Raw genomic sequence first — 17,018 nt, 5'->3', positions numbered from 1 at the left:
GTGCCGTGGCCTGGCGCTGCCAGGCATCGGTAAACGTTCCAACGACACACTTGCTGATGGTTCAACTTAAATGCCAACGAAATCATTGCGAATCTTGATCGCCGACGCAGAGCGAAAAGAGGCTCTGAAGATAGAGAGGGCGCTTAACGGTTTGGGCTATTTCCGCATTGCGCCACTGGACCGGATTGAAGCCCTGCTGGGGCTCGGGGATGCCGAGAAACATGCGTTTGATGTGTTGCTGATCAGTCAACGCATGGCGGCCGCTGCGGGTTTTGATCGACCCGACGCCTGCAAGGAGCACCCGCAATACAAACACGTGCTGGTGTATGCCAGTGCCCATGACGTTGCATAACGGGTCAACGCGTTGATGCAGAGCATTGACGTGCCGGACACCACGTCAGGCTTGGCGGGCTGAGGTTGGCCCGTTAATGTCCGGGGCTTCTTAAGCGCGTTCATAAAGGAGCCGGTGGCATGTCAGACGTCGTTGTGGTGCAAGCGGACTATTTGAATCCTGTACACGCACAGGCCGTCAGGGATGTGCTCAACCATTACGCCCGGGACCCGATGGGGGGCGGTGAAGCCTTATCGGATGCGGTTCTTCAAGCGTTGCCCGCTGAACTGGCCAAGCGCCCGCATGCGTTCAGCGTGCTGGCCTTTGTAGGCGGCCAGGCCGCGGGATTGATCAACTGCTTCGAAGGGTTTTCCACCTTCGCCGGTAAGCCGCTGGTCAACGTTCACGACGTGTCGGTGGTCGATACCTATCGGGGGCTGGGCTTGAGCCAGCACATGCTTGAGAAAGTTGAAGCCATCGCCCGTGAGCGCGGTTGCTGCAAAATCACCCTCGAAGTGCTGGAAGGCAATCCGGTGGCTCAGGGCTCCTATCGCAAGTTTGGCTTTAGCGAAGGCCAACTGAATCCGGCGCACGGGCGCATGCTGTTCTGGAATAAATACTTGTAAGGCTTGCCGCCGGTGGCTTCAGGCGGGTGCCCGGCGAGCCGCATATGAATTGCCCGGGGCGGCTGGCGCCAGCCCCGTTGGTGCCCTGCGTTGCCCGCTGCCTACGACGGGCGGGCTAAAGCTTCCATTCAATCCCCAGGTTGACGGTACGGGGATCCCCCCAGAACACTCCGTTATAAAAGCCGACATTGTCGTAGTACTTCTGATCGAACAGGTTTTTGACGTTCAGTGTGGCCGACAGGTGTTTGTCGAATTCGTAGCGGGCCATCAGATCCACCAGGGTGTAGGACTTTTGAGTGATGGTATCGGCGACGGTAATCGGCTCGCCCTTTTCATCTTTGCCACCGGTTGGGCGCCAAGCCTCACGGAATATGTCGCTTTGCCAGTTTACGGCCGCACCCACTGTCAGGGCTCGCCATTGGCCGGGCAGCCGATAGGTGCTTGAGAGCTTGAACAGGTTTAACGGCGATGCACTGTTAAGGCGTTGACCTTCACTGTCCCGCGAATGGGTGTAGGTGTAACCGGCCATCATGTTCCAGTCGCGCATGACTTCTCCGGCCAGTTCTATTTCAAAGCCCTTGATCTTGTTGCCTTTGCCGGCTGATTTGTAATATTCCTCGCCATTCGGGCCGCGGGGCACGGAGTCATCTATCACAGGTACGTTGTCTTGCGTGCTCCAGAACACGGCGCTCGAGAGATTCAACCGTTCTTGCAGAAAGCTGCCCTTGAGGCCCACTTCGTAGTTACTGCCGACCACCGGCTCAAGGTAAGTCTTGTTGATGGTTTTCTCTTCGGACGGTTTGAAAATATCGGTGTAGCTCACGTAGGCCGTGAGGTGCTCGGTGAAGTCATAGAGTAGCCCGGCGTACGGGGTGAGCATGTCGTTATGCAGTTGGGTGACTTTGTTTTTTTGGGTCAGTCGGTACGTGGTTTCGTCGTATTCCTTGTTGAGGTTGGTGCCTTTCCAGCTGCCGTAACGCGTGCCCAGCACCGCGTGCCATTGATCGCTGAGGTTAAAGCGTGTTGCCAGGTACCCGGCTTTTTGCTGGGTGGTGTCCCGGCTTTGCTCCAGCCCGGTGTTGATGTCCTGGAATTTGGGCACGTTGCTCAGGTTCTGCCAGTCGGGCACCTGTATGTAACCTTCCGGGTTGCGATCAATTAACCAGGGCGAGGTATTGACGAACGTTGCCTCCCCGTAGCCAAACATCAGCTCGTGATCGCGACCGAACAGCGGGTACGTGCCTGAAATATTGATGTCCATGGCGGTCATGGATTCGTCGCCCGTCATGTGCTTGGTATAGGCCTGCATGCCCGTGCCATCGGCTTGCGGAAAACCGCCCCCGGCGTAATAAACACTGCCGTCTGTACTGCTGATGCGATGGGTGTAAGCCGCTTTGAGGCGCCAGTCGCTGAATAGACGTTGATCCAGCGTGGCAAACGCCGTTTTGTCTTGTTTGGGCCATGAACTCCAGGGCGCTACCCAATTGGTTGCACGGCCCAGCCCGGCTTTTCCCCCTGCGCCATTCCAATAGGGCAATGTGCCCCAGGATGTGCCCTGGACCTCTTTGTTGAAGTAGTCATAACCCACCGAGAGGGTGGTGTCGTCGGTGAGGTCGGCTTCAAGAATGCCGTAGGCCACTTCTCGTTTGAGGGCGTAGTGATCGCGAAAGGACTTGGCGTCACGGTAGGCCAGTACGCTGCGGCCGCGCAAACGGCCGTCAAGGCCCAATGGACCGCCGACATCCACGTAGCTGTAATAGTCGTCGTAACTACCGCCACTGACGCCCACTTTGGCGGCCAGTTCATGAGTCGGGCGCTTGCGGATCATGTTGATAGTGGCGGACGGATCACCCGCACCGGTGGTCAGGCCCGTGGCGCCGCGCACCAGCTCGATGCGGTCATAAATGATCGTGTCGGCGTCGGTTTTCATGTTGCTGAATGTGTTGAGCATCCCGTCGATTTGAAAGTTCTGGATGGAATAGCCCCGGGATGAATAACTGACGCGATCTGTGTCGTTGTGTTGCACCACCACGCCGGTGGTATGGCGCATCGCTTCGGTGAGGGTGTTGAGGTTGAAGTCGTCCATTTCCTGACGGGTGACCACCGAAACCGACTGCGGGGTGTCGCGAATGCTCAGGTTAAGCCGGGTGGCGGTATTGGTAGAACCGGTGGTGTAAGCGCCTGTGTGCTCAGTGATGGCGCCTAATCCCTGGGCGGTGATGCTGGTTTTGGGGAGTTCCAGCGTGGGGGATGGGGCTGGCTCATCCTTTTCGGCCTCGGGCGCTGCCAGCAGTTGGGCGGTGAAAACACTGCCAAGCAGGCCGAGGGCGAACGTGACGGGACGGGGTTTGGGCGCGTACATGGCTGTCGGCTCCTTATCGTTGTTGTGAAGTGGTTCACATAAAACGAGCGATAAGGAGGCAAATTAGCCAAATGGGAAATGTTCTTATTTCAAATTATGTCTTGGCGCAACTGAAAGTCAACGAGGCGGTCGGGCCGCCTCGTGGCGGGGGTTATTGCTTGGCGATTTCACCGGGAGCCGGGTGTTTGGGTTTGATCAGGCTGAAGTCGATCAAGGCTTTTTGCGGACGCGAGTAGGGGTCGCCGATCAGTTGCGGGCGGGCCACGAATTGATCGCTGACCAGGCTTTTCTTGTCGTCCAGCTCATCGGCGGACAACCCGGCCAGGTCGCTCCAGGTGTGAATGAATTGCGAGCTGCTGTACGGGCGACTCAGGTCACGGGTGAAATTCCATGGGTGGTTTTCACGCCATTTCGGTGAGGCCCAGGCCATGAAGGGAATGGTGTACATCGGAGCCGTCGGTTTGGCTTCGTTGCGCCCCAGCGTGCTGTGGCCGACCGAGTCGAACACGTCTTCGCCGTGGTCGGACAGGTACAGCAGGAAACCGTTGGGATCGGTCTTGGCGAAGTCCTTGATCAGGCTCGACACCACGAAATCGTTGTACAGCACCGCATTGTCGTAACTGTTGTAGGTCGGCACCTGATCGTCCGTCAGACCCGCGGGCACACCTGTGCGGTCAGTAAATGTGTCGAAGCTGGGCGGGTAACGGTACTGGTAGCTCATGTGGGTGCCCAGCAAGTGAACCACGATCAGTTTTCGCGGTGCGCTGTCGGCGAGGATTTTCGAGAACGGCTCCAGCACGTCGCCATCGTACTGACGGGCGTTCTGATTGCGGTTGTTGTTGAGGTAGACCTGTTCGTCCGCTTGCTCGGAGAAGGTGGTGAGCATGGTGTTGCGCTTGGTCATGGTCTGCTGGTTGGTCACCCAGAAGGTTTTGTAGCCCGCCTGCTTCATCACACTGACCAGCGACGGCGTGCTCAGGTACAGGTCCGGGTTTTCTTCGTCCGCAAACGTCAGTACTTGTTGCAAGGCCTCGATGGTGTACGGACGCGGGGTCACGACGTTGTCGAAAATCGACAGCTGATCGCGCAGTTCGTCGAGGTTGGGCGTGGTTTTGCGGTTGTAGCCATACAGGCTCATGCGCTGGCGGTTGGTTGACTCGCCGATGACCAGCACCAGCGTGGCAGGCTTGCCCGCTTCACTGTCCTTGAGATGGGTCAACGGCGGGATTTTGCTGGCGCTGGCCAACATGCCCTGCATGCTGTCCAGTTGCTCAAGGTAACGGCGATACGCCACTACCATCTGCCATGGCACCGCAGGTTCGACGCGGCTTTCAAAGCTTTCCATCGCAGCGGCCAGGGTGTCGTGCTTGAGCGTTTGCTTGATCAGCGGGTAACCCACGACGGCGACCAGAATACCGACGGCGGCGGCCCATGCCTGGACGCGGGGCAGGTACACCGGCCTTAAACGCGTCCACAGGAATACGGCCACGGCGGTATGTGCCAGGAAGGCCAGTACCATCCACCAGGCAAAGTACTGGGTCAGGTACTCGCCCGCTTCAGAGATGTTCGATTCGAACATGATGAAGATGACGCTTTGGGAAAATTCCTGCTGATAGATGAAGAAATAGCCGAGGCTGGCCAGGGAGCAAGCCCACAACACAACGCCAATAATCGCCGCGAGCACGCGAGTGCGGGCGGGGAAGAGCAGCATCGGGGCCAGCCAGATTGCGCTCATGACGAAGGCCTGACGGAAGCCGGAAAAGCCCGAGGTGCCGGTCAGCTGGATCAACAGTTGAGTGATGCCGGAAAAGTACCAGAAGAACAGAAACAGCCAGCCCAGGCCTGCCCAGTCGAACCCTTTAGCCGAGGTGGCATCGCGTTTAAACATCCCCATACAGCGCTCCAGCTGATAACCACTTGGATGGTTGGCGCAGCAAGGCGTGGCCAACGCGTCAGCGCTGCATCAAGCGTTGAGCAGCCTTCGAGCGTTGAAGTATCAACAAGGGGATGTGAAAACTTTGTCGCGAAATGGCGAGCATTCACTCGCCATGGCAGGCGGGTGTCAGTTCAGGTGAGCGGCTGAGCGTGTCAGGGAAAGAGGCGATTGGCCGAGGGCCAGTTGCTGGCGCAAGTGCTCGACCTGTTGCAGTAACTGCGCGTTGTCGTCCTTGAGCTGACGCAACTCATCACGACGGATCGTGACATAGAGGGTTTGCGCGGGTCGTGCGGACAGTACTGTGGTCATGGTTCACCTCTTTCTTGACATCTTCGATCGAGTACCCGAACGGCCCGCTACGGGTCGTGGGTCACTGCCGGGGTGAATTGTGATTTCTTTTGTCGGGGAAGTGAACTTTTATATTTTTTGTTGTCCGCGTGCCTTCGTCCGTCGCCAGAACGTATTGAATAGGGAATCTGTTACCTCTCATGTGCGAAACTATGCGCCATGCGCTAGGACTAATCCTCAGCGAGGCACTTTACGCATCGCTGCACTAGAGTGTTGTAACCCTTTTTTATTTTGTGTTTGGAGCATCAGTACATGCAGTTGGGAATTATTGGATTGGGCCGTATGGGCGGTAATATCGCACGGCGTCTGATGCTCAATGGGCATACCACCGTGGTTTTTGACCGCAATACCGATTTCGTCAGCGCGCTGGAAAAGGACGGTGCAACCGGTGTTGCCGACCTTCAGGCGCTGGTCGACGGCCTGTCCAAGCCACGTGCAGTGTGGGTGATGCTGCCTTCCGGTGCACCGACCGAAGACACCATCGAGACCTTGAGCCAACTGCTCGACGCCGATGACATCATCATCGACGGTGGCAACACGTTCTATAAAGATGACATCCGTCGGGCCGCATCGCTGGCCGCAAAAGGCATCCGTTATGTGGATGTCGGCACGTCGGGCGGTGTGTGGGGCCTGGAGCGCGGTTACTGCATGATGATCGGCGGTGACACGGCGGTGGTTAAGCACCTCGACCCGTTGTTCGCCACGCTGGCGCCGGGCATGGGAGACATCCCGCGTACCAAAGACCGTGTGTCTGACGATGACCGTGCCGAACGTGGCTACATCCATGCAGGCCCGGCAGGTTCCGGTCACTTCGTGAAAATGGTCCACAACGGTATCGAGTACGGCCTGATGCAGGCTTATGCCGAAGGCTTCAACGTGATGAAAATGAAGGCTTCTGAAAACTTGCCGGAAGACCAGCGCTTTGATCTCAACCTGGCCGATATCGCTGAAGTCTGGCGCCGTGGCAGCGTGGTGTCGTCCTGGTTGCTGGACCTGACAGCCGATGCTCTGGCCACCGACGCACCGCTGGACGGTTTCTCGGGTGCGGTGGCTGACAGCGGCGAAGGTCGCTGGACCATCGAAGCGGCCATGGAGCAATCGACGCCGGTTCCTGTACTGTCGAGCGCATTGTTTGCCCGTTACAGCTCCCGTCAGCAAAGCCTGTATGGCGACAAAATGTTGTCGGCCATGCGCTTTGGTTTCGGCGGCCACGTTGAGACCCCTAAAAAATGACTGACCTGTCCAGCCAACCCGACGCCAAGCCGGCACCGCCCACCACACTGTTTCTGTTTGGTGCGCACGGTGACCTGGTCAAGCGCTTGCTGATGCCCGCGCTGTATAACTTGAGTCGTGACGGGTTGCTGGACGATGGCCTGCGCATTGTGGGCGTTGACCACAATGCGATCAGTGATGAAGGCTTTGCCAAGAAACTGGAGGACTTCATTCGCACGGAAGCCTCCAGCAAGGTCGATCATCCTGATGGTCATGGCTTGGATGCTGCGTTATGGGCTTCGCTGGCAAAAAACATCAGTTACGTGCAGGGCGACTTTTTGGACGACAGCACCTACGCGGCGCTGGAACAGAAGATTGCCGCCAGTGGCACGGGCAATGCGGTGTTTTACCTGGCCACTGCGCCACGCTTTTTCAGTGAAGTGGCGCAGCGTCTGGGAGCCAGCGGGTTGCTCAATGAAACACCGGATGCATTTCGCCGGGTCGTGATTGAAAAACCTTTTGGCTCGGACCTCGAAACAGCCCAGGCATTGAACGCTTGCCTGCTAAGAGTGATGAGCGAGAAGCAGATCTACCGGATTGACCACTACCTGGGCAAAGAGACGGTTCAGAACATTTTGGTCAGCCGCTTTTCCAACGGGCTGTTCGAGGCCTTTTGGAACAACCATTACATTGACCATGTGCAGATCACCGCGGCCGAAACCGTGGGGGTCGAGACACGTGGCAGTTTTTACGAACACACGGGTGCGTTGCGCGACATGTTGCCCAATCACCTGTTTCAGTTGTTGGCGATGGTGGCCATGGAGCCACCTGCCGCGTTCGGCGCAGACGCGGTGCGGGGCGAAAAGGCCAAGGTCATCGGCGCGATTCGTCCCTGGTCGATTGAAGACGCGCGCAAATATTCAGTGCGCGGGCAGTACACCCAGGGGGAGTCCGGCGGTAAGCCAGTGCCCGGTTACCGCGAAGAAAACAATGTGGCGCCCGACAGCACGACGGAAACCTACGTCGCTCTCAAAGTGATGATCGATAACTGGCGCTGGGTGGGTGTGCCGTTTTATCTGCGCACCGGCAAGCGTATGAGTGCCCGGGACACGGAAATTGCCATTTGCTTCAAGCCTGCGCCTTATGCGCAGTTTCGTGATACCGACGTTGAGCGCATGCAGCCCAACTATTTGCGCATTCAGATCCAGCCCAATGAAGGCATGTGGTTTGACTTGCAGGCCAAGCGTCCGGGACCGGGCCTGAAAATGGCCAATATCGAGTTGGGGTTTGCCTACAAGGATTTCTTCAAGATCCAGCCTTCTTCGGGTTACGAAACGTTGATTTACGATTGCCTGACGGGCGATCAGACGCTGTTCCAGCGCGCCGATAACATCGAAAACGGCTGGCGAGGCGTGCAGCCCTTTTTGGACGCCTGGCGCGAACACACTGAAGTCCAATCCTACAGGGCTGGCGAAGATGGGCCTGAAGCAGCTAAAGACCTGCTGGCCCGCGATGGCCGGGTGTGGCTGAACATAGGATGAACGCGTGAAATCCGATTCAATCCAACTGGTGCTATGCGATATGGACGGCACCCTGCTGCGCCCGGACCACTCCCTGAGTGAGGCCACGGTGGCGGCGGTCAGGCAACTGCAAGATGCTGGCGTGTTCTTCACGTTGGCCACGGGGCGCCCGCCGCGCGCGATGCGCGATCAGATCGAGCAGTTGGGCATCATCTTGCCCACGGCGGCCTTCAATGGCGGAGTATTGGTCGATGCAGATGGCCAGTACCTGAAGTCGCACCACATACCGGTAGACGCGGTACGCCAGAGCTTGAAGCTGTTGTCAGCCTACCCGGTGGATCTGTGGGTCTTCGCTGATGATCAATGGTATTTGCGCGATCCTGACAGCCCGATGGTGGATCATGAGCAGCGCGCACTCGGCTACGCCCCTGTGGTGGTTGACCGTTTTGAGCCGCACCTGGAGCGCGTTGACAAAATCGTGGCCGCCAGTCGTGACGCGCCATTGTTGATCCAGCTTGAAGATCGCCTGCACGACGAACTGGCAGGCAAGGCGCTGGCGAGCCGTTCTCAGGCGTTCTATCTCGATATCACGGCGCCGAAGGCGAACAAGGGCGAAGCCCTGGTGGCGCTGGCGCACATGCTGGATGTGCCGTTGTCCCGGACCATGGCCATTGGCGATGGGGGCAATGACCCGGCGATGTTCGAAAAGGCCGGGCTATCAATCGCCATGGGGCAAGCGGACGAAGCCATCAAGTTGAAGGCGACCCATGTCACGGGCACCAATGTGCAAGACGGTGTTGCCCAGGCGATCGAGCGCTTTGTCCTTCGGCCTCAGAAGCACTGAGTAAGTCATTTTGTCCGGCGTTTGGCAGGATCGCGGCCTGCTAGCGTGGTTTGCGGCTTGTTATAGTCCTTGGCTTATGGCCGGCAACGGCACTTAACAAAGGATTCAGGTGATGTCTCAGTACCAGGCGTTTGAGGTTGAGTTAGACGGCAATATTGCTCACGTGCGGATCAATCGACCGGAAAAGGTCAATGCGATGAATGCGGCGTTCTGGACTGAGATCATCGATATTTTCCGCTGGATCGACGAGACCGATGCCGTGCGGGCAGTGGTCATCAGCGGTGCCGGTAAGCATTTCTCGGCGGGTATCGACCTCATGTTGCTGGCCTCGGTCGCCAACGAAATGGGCAAGGATGTAGGGCGCAATGCGCGCTTGTTGCGGCGCAAGATTTTGCAGATGCAAGACTCTTTCAATGCCGTGGATCGCTGCCGTAAGCCTGTACTGGCGGCGGTTCAAGGTTACTGTCTGGGCGGTGCGATTGATCTGATTGCCGCGTGTGACATGCGATATGCCGCAGAAGACGCGCAGTTCTCGATCAAGGAAATCGACATGGGCATGGCCGCCGACGTGGGTACTCTCCAGCGTTTGCCGCGCATCATTGGCGATGGCATGCTCCGCGAAATGGCCTACACCGGGCGTATGGTCGGTGCCGAAGAAGCGCGCGCCATCGGGCTGGTCAACCGTGTTTACCCCGACCATGAGGCGCTGCTTGCAGGCGTTATGGGGATCGCACGTGAGATTGCCGGCAAGTCGCCTATTGCGATTGGTGGCACCAAGCAGATGATCGGTTACATGCGCGATCACCGGGTGGACGACGGCCTGGAGTACGTGGCTACCTGGAACGCAGCCATGCTGCAATCCGCTGATTTGCGCGTCGCGATGACGGCGCACATGACCAAGAACACCCCGCAATTTCTCGACTGACGCCTGCGCGGCGTCAGCGTTTAACCCTGACAAGGACTTTGTATGACACCGCGTTGGACCACCGCAGTACTGGACACCAACCTTTCGGGCGGCCGTGCCGTGGCGCGCAGCCCGGAGGGCTTTCTGGTTAACGATGATGGGCCGCTGTTTTCGCGTGAATGGCTGGCTTCACAGTCGTTACCGGTGATGGCTGAACACGGGATCGGTTATCTGGATGGCGAGCCGGTGTATGTGCTGGAGCTGGAGCGCGCGGTGGAGGTGGAAGGCTGTCGCTGCCAAGGGTTGCGCGCCTTTATGCTGGAAGGCGATCACACGCTGTACAAGGTGTTGGGCTATGCCGCTCAGATTGCGACGTGGGCGCGCGAGCATCGGTTCTGCGGGCGTTGCGGCCGGGCGATGACTCAAGTGCCCGGGGAGCGGGCGATGTACTGCTCGCCTTGCGATTTGCGCAGTTATCCGCGTATTTCACCGAGCATGATCGTGCTGATCACCCGAGGAGATGAGGTGTTGTTGGCGCGGTCCCCGCGCTTTGTCCCTGGTGTCTACAGCACATTGGCGGGGTTTGCCGAGCCGGGGGAGTCGGCGGAGGAGTGCCTGATCCGCGAGGTGCGCGAAGAAGTGCAGCTTGAGGTCAAGAACATCCAGTATGTGGGCAGCCAGTGCTGGCCGTTCCCGCACTCCATGATGTTGGGTTTTCATGCGGAGTATGCCGGCGGGGAGATCGTGCCGCAGCCCGATGAGATTGAGGATGCGCAATGGTTTAATGTGCATCACCTGCCGCCGTTGCCGGCGTCGCGCTCGATTGCGCGTTATCTCATCGACCTGTACGTGGCGCGCCGTTTAGGCCTGGCCGAACCAGTGTTGCCAGGCTAGGCGTACAGTCAGCCCCAATACCACGGTGATGAATACCGGACGAATGAATTTGGCCCCGCCGCTGATTGCGCTGCGGGCGCCAAAGAAGGCGCCGACCATGACTGCCAGGCCCATGCTCAGGCCAATGATCCAGTCCACATGCCCGGAAAAGATGAACACCGACAGGGCTGCAATATTGCTCACGAAGTTCATGCTGCGCGCTACCCCGCTGGCTTTCACCAGATCGATGGGATAAAGCAGCATGCTGCTGACGGTCCAGAAGGCCCCCGTTCCAGGCCCTGCAACGCCGTCGTAGAACCCGAGACTGAAACCTTGAGGCAACTGCCACTTCTTTTTGATCGGAGCATCGTTGTCGATCGGGGTTTTGGGCGTGCCACCGAATAAAAGGTACAACCCGCACGCAAAAACAATCACCGGCAGCATTTTATTAAGCCATTCGGCAGGCATGTAGTGCGCGACGATGGCGCCAATCAGGGCGCCCGCCAACGTGCCGAAAATCGCCAGTTTCCACTCCCGTGGGTGAAACAGCTTGCGTCGGTAAAAGGTGAAGCTGGCAGTGGCGGCGCCGAAGGTCGAGCTGAGCTTGTTGGTGCCCAGTACCAGGTGCGGCGGCAACCCTGCGGTGAGCAATGCAGGCGTGGTGAGCAGGCCACCACCGCCGGCGATGGCATCGATGAAGCCGGCCACAAAGGCCACGGCAGCCAGAATGGCGAGGGTGGTCAAATCTACGCTGAGTTCAAAAGGCATGGGATCGACTTAATTCGGCGGGACGTACGGCGCAGGTGCGCGGGAAGGGCATCATCTTACCCATAACCCGACAGGGCGGCGACAGGCATGTCGACGATTTGCCACGTGCTGCTGGGTCAACAGGTGTTCAGCAATTGGTCAGGGAAAACAAACCGCGCGGCCCTGCAGCCGGTGCAAGTGTTATTGCCGGTTTCCCCCAATGACCCCGACGCTGCCATTGCTTGAGGCGCAGACTTTCACCGGTCAGTCGGAGTCAGCTTGAAAGGCGAGGGTTTATATTCCTTAAATCTATCTAATTCCATATTTATATATCCGTATTGCATATAAGACTTGCGCTTGATCGGTGTTCTGGCGCTTTATTAAGGCCATTGCGGTGCAAGATCAGAATTTGGGAATGCTCCTACGGCTTTTCTTGTGCGCGGCTCTTTTTTCGCAGGCTTCGGTAGGGTAGTTGTAAAGGCCCCTGAACCTGTTTGCCTCCCGCTTCTGTTATCAAGCAATGCCTGATGCCGGAATTCGATCAGTGAGTGTTCACAATGGACAAACGACCTCTTTATTTCGATTACGCTGCCACCACACCTGCCGATCCTCGCGTCATTCAGGTGATGGTGGATTGCCTCGGTTTCGAGGGTAACTTCGGGAACCCGGCTTCCAGTTCACACGTGTTTGGTCGGCAAGCGCGTGCTGTGGTTGAGCAGGCCCGGGCGCAAGTTGCCCGGTTGGTTGGAGCCATGCCCTCACAGATTGTCTGGACATCCGGGGCCACGGAGTCCAACAACCTGGCGCTCAAGGGGGTGGCATCAGGCAGTGGCTTGACCCGTGGACATATCATTACCAGCCAGATCGAGCACAAGGCCGTCTTGGACACCGCGTTGTTTTTGCAGCAATCAGGCTTTGATGTGACCTGGCTGAAGCCGGACGTCAACGGGCTGATCAGTGTGCAGCAAGTCCGGGATGCGTTGCGCGAAGATACCTTGCTGGTTTCGTTGATGCTGGTGAACAACGAACTGGGAACAGTCAACGATATCCAGTCCATCGGGCAGCGGGTGCGCGAGCATGGAGCCCTTTTCCACGTGGATGCCGCACAAGGCGCAGGAAAGATGGCCATTGATCTCGGCAGTTGGCCGGTGGATTTGATGTCCTTTTCTGGGCACAAGATTTACGGGCCTAAAGGAATTGGCGCTTTGTATGTTGGCCCACGGGCTCAGGAGCGGCTGCAGGCGCAGATGCATGGCGGGGGGCATGAGCTGGGTCTGCGCTCCGGTACGTTGGCCACACACCAAATTGCAGGTATGGGCGCGGCGTTTGAGCTGGCCGAGCAGCAGTTTAGTGAAGAGCTGGCGCATATCTGCCGCTTACGTGAGCGTTTACTGGATCAACTGGCCGGTATTGCCGGTTTGCGGTGTAACGGTTGTCAGACGCATCGGATTCCTCACACGCTGAGTCTGACTTTCGTTGAGGGCAACTTCGACAGTGCGGTGCTGGCGGCTGATGTAGCGTACTCGGCCACGTCGGCGTGTAATTCGGCCAGTCATGCCCCGTCCCATGTACTGCTCGCCTTGGGCCTGAGTGCAGAAGAAGCATCACGCACCCTTCGCTTGAGTTTTGGACGCTTTACATCTGAAGAAGACGTTGATGCGCTGGCCAGCGCTATTCACGCGGCAACACAAGTCGCCACGCCGTTTTGGGCAGTTGCTCAACCTTAGTTGCTGATTCATGATCAGGGCTTCATAACAATGACCATTGGCCTGCAGGAGAGAGGATGAGTACTCAGTTGTTGAATCAAGGATCGGTTGTGCAGCGCCTGGCGCGGGTCCGGTCAGTCATGAGCGAGCATGGCGTCCATGCGTTGCTGGTGCCTTCCGCCGATCCTCATCTATCAGAGTATTTGCCTGCGTATTGGCAAGGCCGGCAGTGGTTATCGGGTTTTCAGGGGTCAGTCGGTACGTTGATCGTGACGCCGACCTTTGCGGGTGTGTGGGCCGATAGCCGCTACTGGGAACAGGCGGCCAAAGAGCTAGCGGGCAGCGGCATCGAATTGGTCAAGCTGATGCCCGGGCAACCTGGCCCGCTTGAATGGCTGGCCGAGCAAACCCCTGAAGGTGAAACCGTCGCGGTGGACGGTTCAGTGCTGGCCTTGGCGTCTTCCCGCACACTGGAAAACAGGTTGAAAGAGCGGGGTGCGCAATTGCGTACCGATATCGACGTGTTGGGGCTGGTGTGGGAGGGGCGTCCCTCGCTCCCTGTTCAGCCGTTGTACGAACATGGAGCGCCACAGGCCACTGTGAGCCGTGGAGAAAAGCTCGCGCAATTGCGAGAAACGCTGCAACAGCGTCAGGCCGATGCGCACTTTATTGCTACGTTGGACGATATCGCCTGGCTTTTTAATCTTCGCGGTTCGGACGTTTCCTTTAATCCTGTATTCCTCTCGTTTGCATTGATTGAACACACACAAGCCTCTTTGTTTGTCGATCTGAACAAGGTCGGTGCCGAACTCAAGCGTACTTTGCAGCGTGAGGGCGTAGTGCTGCGTGATTACAGCGAGATCGCAGACGCCTTGGCGGCCTTGCCAGCATCGACCCGTTTGCTGCTGGATCCTGCGCGTGTCACATGTGGGCTGATTGCCAATGTAAACAAGGAGGTCAGGCTGGTTGAAGGCATAAACCCTACAACGTTAGCTAAAGCCCAAAAGAAGCCCGAAGATGCCGTTCACATCCGTCAGGCAATGGAGCAGGACGGCGCTGCGTTGTGCGAGTTCTTTGCGTGGCTGGAGTCCGCTTGGGGCCGCGAGCGTATTACCGAACTGACCATTGATGAACGATTGACGGCTGCCCGGGCACGTCGTCCGGGTTTTGTGTCATTGAGCTTCAATACCATTGCGGCATTTAACGCAAATGGTGCGATGCCTCATTACCATGCGACCGAGCAGGAACATGCTGTGATCGAGGGTAATGGCCTGCTCCTGATTGACTCGGGTGGGCAGTATCTGGGTGGCACAACGGATATCACGCGGATGGTGCCGGTGGGGGAGGTCAGTGCTGAACAAAAACAGGACTGCACCCGCGTGCTCAAAGGTGTGATTGCATTGTCCAGGGCCCGTTTTCCGAAAGGTATTTTGTCTCCTTTGCTGGACTCGATCGCGCGCGCACCCCTCTGGGCGGATAACGTCGATTACGGGCACGGTACCGGACATGGGGTCGGTTACTTTCTGAACGTGCATGAAGGCCCACAAGTGATTGCCTATCAGGCCGCAACTGCGCCGCATACGGCCATGCTGCCGGGAATGATTACCTCTATAGAACCCGGTACATACAGGCCGGGTCGCTGGGGAGTGCGAATTGAAAACCTGGTTTTGAATCAAGAAGCGGGGACGTCAGAATTTGGCACGTTCTTGAAGTTTGAAACGCTTACGTTGTGTCCGATTGACACGCGCTGTCTTCAAGTTGAGCTATTAACGTGCGAAGAGGTGGATTGGCTCAATGGCTATCACGCGCACGTTCGTGAGCGCTTGTCGCCGTTGCTGGCAGGCGATGCGCTGGCCTGGCTGAACACGTGCACTGAGCCTGTAGTCAACACGCGGTCATAACAAGAAAGCCACGCAATCAATTTCAGAGGGTTGCGTGGCTGACTTTTATGGCTGTTTTACTTGCAGATGATGATCAGGCTTCGGCTGGTGTAACCTGCCGGGTTCAAGCCGAAGGGATAATCTCCCGGCTCTTCGGCGGAGTCGCCTGATTTTGCGAGGGTTCGAAACCCTTTTTCGCCACAGGATCGCGCAGCCTCGGCATAACATTTGTCCCACGATGAAGACAATCCTGAGCAGTTGATATGCATCCCTCGTTTGCCGTGTTTCACAGTGGTTTCTGAGGTTGCCGCACAGCCTGCGAGTGCCAATGCTGTCAAACCTATCAAAAAGCGTTTCATTCCTGTCCTTAAGCGTTAGCGTCGGGTTGCGGAGGTGGGTGCCGAACTGCCTTGCCCGTGGCTATTTATAGATCTCCTTGTCTTGAACCGCCCCAATTGACTCTCACGGTGATTAAACATCGCTCAAATGAGAGTCAATTGCCAGAGCTTATAGCGATGGACTGTCATTCGGCTTTAGTTACAGGCTTTGTGTGGCCGCGCATGGTTAACGTTGCTCCGACTGACGCCATGATGATGCACAGGATGGCCATCCACTGTACGAACGACAGCACTTCATTAAGAAACAGCAGGCCTGACAGTGCGCCAAACGCTGGTTCTATGCTCATGAGCGTGCCGAATGTGCGCGTGGGCATGCGGGTGAGCGCAACCATTTCCAGGGTATAGGGCAGGGCTGTCGACAGTACAGCTACACCGATGGCCACCGGGATCAGGCTTGGCGTCAATAACGTTGCGCCTGCGTGGACGATGCCGATCGGTGCAATGAATAACGCCGCAATGATCACGCCCAGTGCGGCAGTCTGCACGCCGTTGTCAGCCCCTGCTTTCTGTCCGAACAAGATATAGAGCGCCCAGCAAACACCAGCCCCTAGGGCGTACCCGGCCCCTAATAAGTCAATGCCATGTGTGCTTTCGTCAACCGGAATCAGTAGTAAGAGGCCCGTGATCGCAAGCGCAATCCAGACGAAATCAATAGCTCTGCGGGATGCATAAATAGCGACTGCCAAAGGACCTGTGAATTCAAGTGCTACGGCTATGCCGAGTGGGACCGTTTGCAATGACATATAGAAGAGGAAATTCATCCCGCCTAACGCGATGCCATAAACAATCACAGTCTTCAGGGACTTGGCGGTGAGCTTGGCTCGCCAGGGACGCAGAATGAGCAGCATGATGAGGCTGGCAAAGATCAGGCGCAGCGTAGTGGTGCCTTGCGCGCCCACGATCGGGAACATGCTTTTGGCAAGCGAAGCGCCAGATTGAATAGACGCCATGGCTATCAGAAGTAAGCCGACCGGTAATAGAACTGATGTAAGGTGTTGAGTCTGCTTTGTCATATAGGGGTGGCCTGAGAAGGGATGCAGTAGCATTAAGAGGGGCATGATGCGCAAGTTATAAAGGCTGTGCAATATAGTGCGCAATTGAGGGGGGGCACATTGGTTTTGAACTTTTCACAACTAAAGCGAACACGGGGCTTGACTCAGGATTTCAACGGCCTATAATTCGCCCCACTTCCGGCGCAGTCGAAACGGAAAACTCCTTGAGTTTCAATGAGTTAGACGGTTTTAACGATGCCAGCTTCAAATCATCGAAGCAGGAAATGAGGTGTTGACAGCAGCGTGTAACGCTGTAGAATTCGCCTCCCGCTGACGAGA

The 17,018-nt window shown here is 57.2% G+C and carries 16 protein-coding genes; 10 read left to right on the top strand and 6 right to left on the bottom strand.

Annotated features, from left to right (window positions below):
- Positions 1–70 precede the first annotated feature (70 nt).
- Positions 71–352: an ANTAR domain-containing protein gene (locus TU74_RS20490; RefSeq protein ID WP_048377510.1), complete on the top strand. Its 282-nt coding sequence runs from the start codon at positions 71–73 to the stop codon at positions 350–352.
- A gap of 119 nt (positions 353–471) precedes the next feature.
- On the top strand, positions 472–957 hold the full coding sequence (locus tag TU74_RS20485) for a GNAT family N-acetyltransferase (protein ID WP_047276483.1): 486 nt from the start codon (positions 472–474) through the stop codon (positions 955–957).
- Between the two features lie 115 nt (positions 958–1,072).
- Here the strand turns inward: TU74_RS20485 and TU74_RS20480 are convergent, their stop codons facing one another.
- The 3 genes from TU74_RS20480 to TU74_RS20470 form a co-directional block, all read right to left on the bottom strand.
- Complete coding sequence (locus TU74_RS20480; RefSeq protein ID WP_048377509.1) at positions 1,073–3,319, bottom strand: TonB-dependent siderophore receptor; 2,247 nt, start codon at positions 3,317–3,319, stop codon at positions 1,073–1,075.
- Between the two features lie 151 nt (positions 3,320–3,470).
- Positions 3,471–5,213, bottom strand: a complete 1,743-nt coding sequence (locus tag TU74_RS20475; RefSeq protein ID WP_047293996.1) for a phosphoethanolamine transferase CptA — start codon at positions 5,211–5,213, stop codon at positions 3,471–3,473.
- Positions 5,214–5,381: 168 nt separating this feature from the next.
- Positions 5,382–5,564, bottom strand: a complete 183-nt coding sequence (locus tag TU74_RS20470) for a DUF6026 family protein (RefSeq protein WP_047276477.1) — start codon at positions 5,562–5,564, stop codon at positions 5,382–5,384.
- Positions 5,565–5,855: 291 nt separating this feature from the next.
- Between TU74_RS20470 and gnd the strand changes: the two genes are divergently transcribed.
- The 5 genes from gnd to nudC all read left to right on the top strand — a co-directional run bounded on the left by gnd (position 5,856) and on the right by nudC (position 10,977).
- Positions 5,856–6,836, top strand: coding sequence for a phosphogluconate dehydrogenase (NAD(+)-dependent, decarboxylating) (gnd, locus tag TU74_RS20465; protein WP_047276476.1), 981 nt, complete (start codon positions 5,856–5,858; stop codon positions 6,834–6,836).
- Entirely contained in the window at positions 6,833–8,356 is a 1,524-nt protein-coding gene (gene zwf / locus TU74_RS20460; RefSeq protein ID WP_047276474.1) for a glucose-6-phosphate dehydrogenase, read from the top strand. The genes gnd and zwf overlap by 4 nt, the downstream gene beginning before the upstream one ends.
- 40 nt (positions 8,357–8,396) lie before the next feature.
- Positions 8,397–9,179, top strand: coding sequence for a Cof-type HAD-IIB family hydrolase (locus TU74_RS20455; RefSeq protein ID WP_048377508.1), 783 nt, complete (start codon positions 8,397–8,399; stop codon positions 9,177–9,179).
- Between the two features lie 112 nt (positions 9,180–9,291).
- Positions 9,292–10,104 carry a crotonase/enoyl-CoA hydratase family protein gene (locus TU74_RS20450; protein WP_047280472.1) on the top strand — a complete coding sequence of 271 codons (813 nt, stop codon included), beginning with the start codon at positions 9,292–9,294 and terminating at the stop codon, positions 10,102–10,104.
- Between the two features lie 42 nt (positions 10,105–10,146).
- Positions 10,147–10,977 (top strand): NAD(+) diphosphatase, encoded by an 831-nt coding sequence (gene nudC, locus TU74_RS20445; protein ID WP_048377507.1) that lies wholly within the window; start codon positions 10,147–10,149, stop codon positions 10,975–10,977.
- On the opposite strand, the gene TU74_RS20440 is transcribed toward nudC, so the two are convergent.
- Positions 10,945–11,724, bottom strand: a complete 780-nt coding sequence (locus tag TU74_RS20440; protein ID WP_047293992.1) for a TSUP family transporter — start codon at positions 11,722–11,724, stop codon at positions 10,945–10,947. The two genes, nudC and TU74_RS20440, sit on opposite strands and share 33 nt — an antisense overlap.
- 87 nt (positions 11,725–11,811) lie before the next feature.
- Here TU74_RS20440 and TU74_RS24285 point away from each other — a divergent pair, with 87 nt between their 5' ends.
- The 3 genes from TU74_RS24285 to TU74_RS20430 all read left to right on the top strand — a co-directional run bounded on the left by TU74_RS24285 (position 11,812) and on the right by TU74_RS20430 (position 15,310).
- Positions 11,812–11,949 carry a hypothetical protein gene (locus TU74_RS24285; protein ID WP_156466847.1) on the top strand — a complete coding sequence of 46 codons (138 nt, stop codon included), beginning with the start codon at positions 11,812–11,814 and terminating at the stop codon, positions 11,947–11,949.
- A gap of 311 nt (positions 11,950–12,260) precedes the next feature.
- Positions 12,261–13,430 (top strand): cysteine desulfurase family protein, encoded by a 1,170-nt coding sequence (locus tag TU74_RS20435; protein ID WP_048377506.1) that lies wholly within the window; start codon positions 12,261–12,263, stop codon positions 13,428–13,430.
- 56 nt (positions 13,431–13,486) lie between these two features.
- Positions 13,487–15,310: an aminopeptidase P family protein gene (locus TU74_RS20430; protein WP_048377505.1), complete on the top strand. Its 1,824-nt coding sequence runs from the start codon at positions 13,487–13,489 to the stop codon at positions 15,308–15,310.
- A gap of 56 nt (positions 15,311–15,366) precedes the next feature.
- Here the strand turns inward: TU74_RS20430 and TU74_RS23750 are convergent, their stop codons facing one another.
- Positions 15,367–15,648 (bottom strand): hypothetical protein, encoded by a 282-nt coding sequence (locus tag TU74_RS23750; RefSeq protein WP_047293986.1) that lies wholly within the window; start codon positions 15,646–15,648, stop codon positions 15,367–15,369.
- Between the two features lie 164 nt (positions 15,649–15,812).
- Positions 15,813–16,700 carry a threonine/homoserine exporter RhtA gene (gene rhtA / locus TU74_RS20425; protein WP_048377504.1) on the bottom strand — a complete coding sequence of 296 codons (888 nt, stop codon included), beginning with the start codon at positions 16,698–16,700 and terminating at the stop codon, positions 15,813–15,815.
- Between the last annotated feature and the right edge of the window lie 318 nt (positions 16,701–17,018).

The sequence above is a fragment of the Pseudomonas lundensis genome, assembly GCF_001042985.1.
GTDB classification, from domain to species: Bacteria; Pseudomonadota; Gammaproteobacteria; order Pseudomonadales; family Pseudomonadaceae; genus Aquipseudomonas; species Aquipseudomonas lundensis.
Note: the sequence above shows the minus strand (reverse complement) of the source record. Positions and strands in the feature narration are given on the sequence as shown.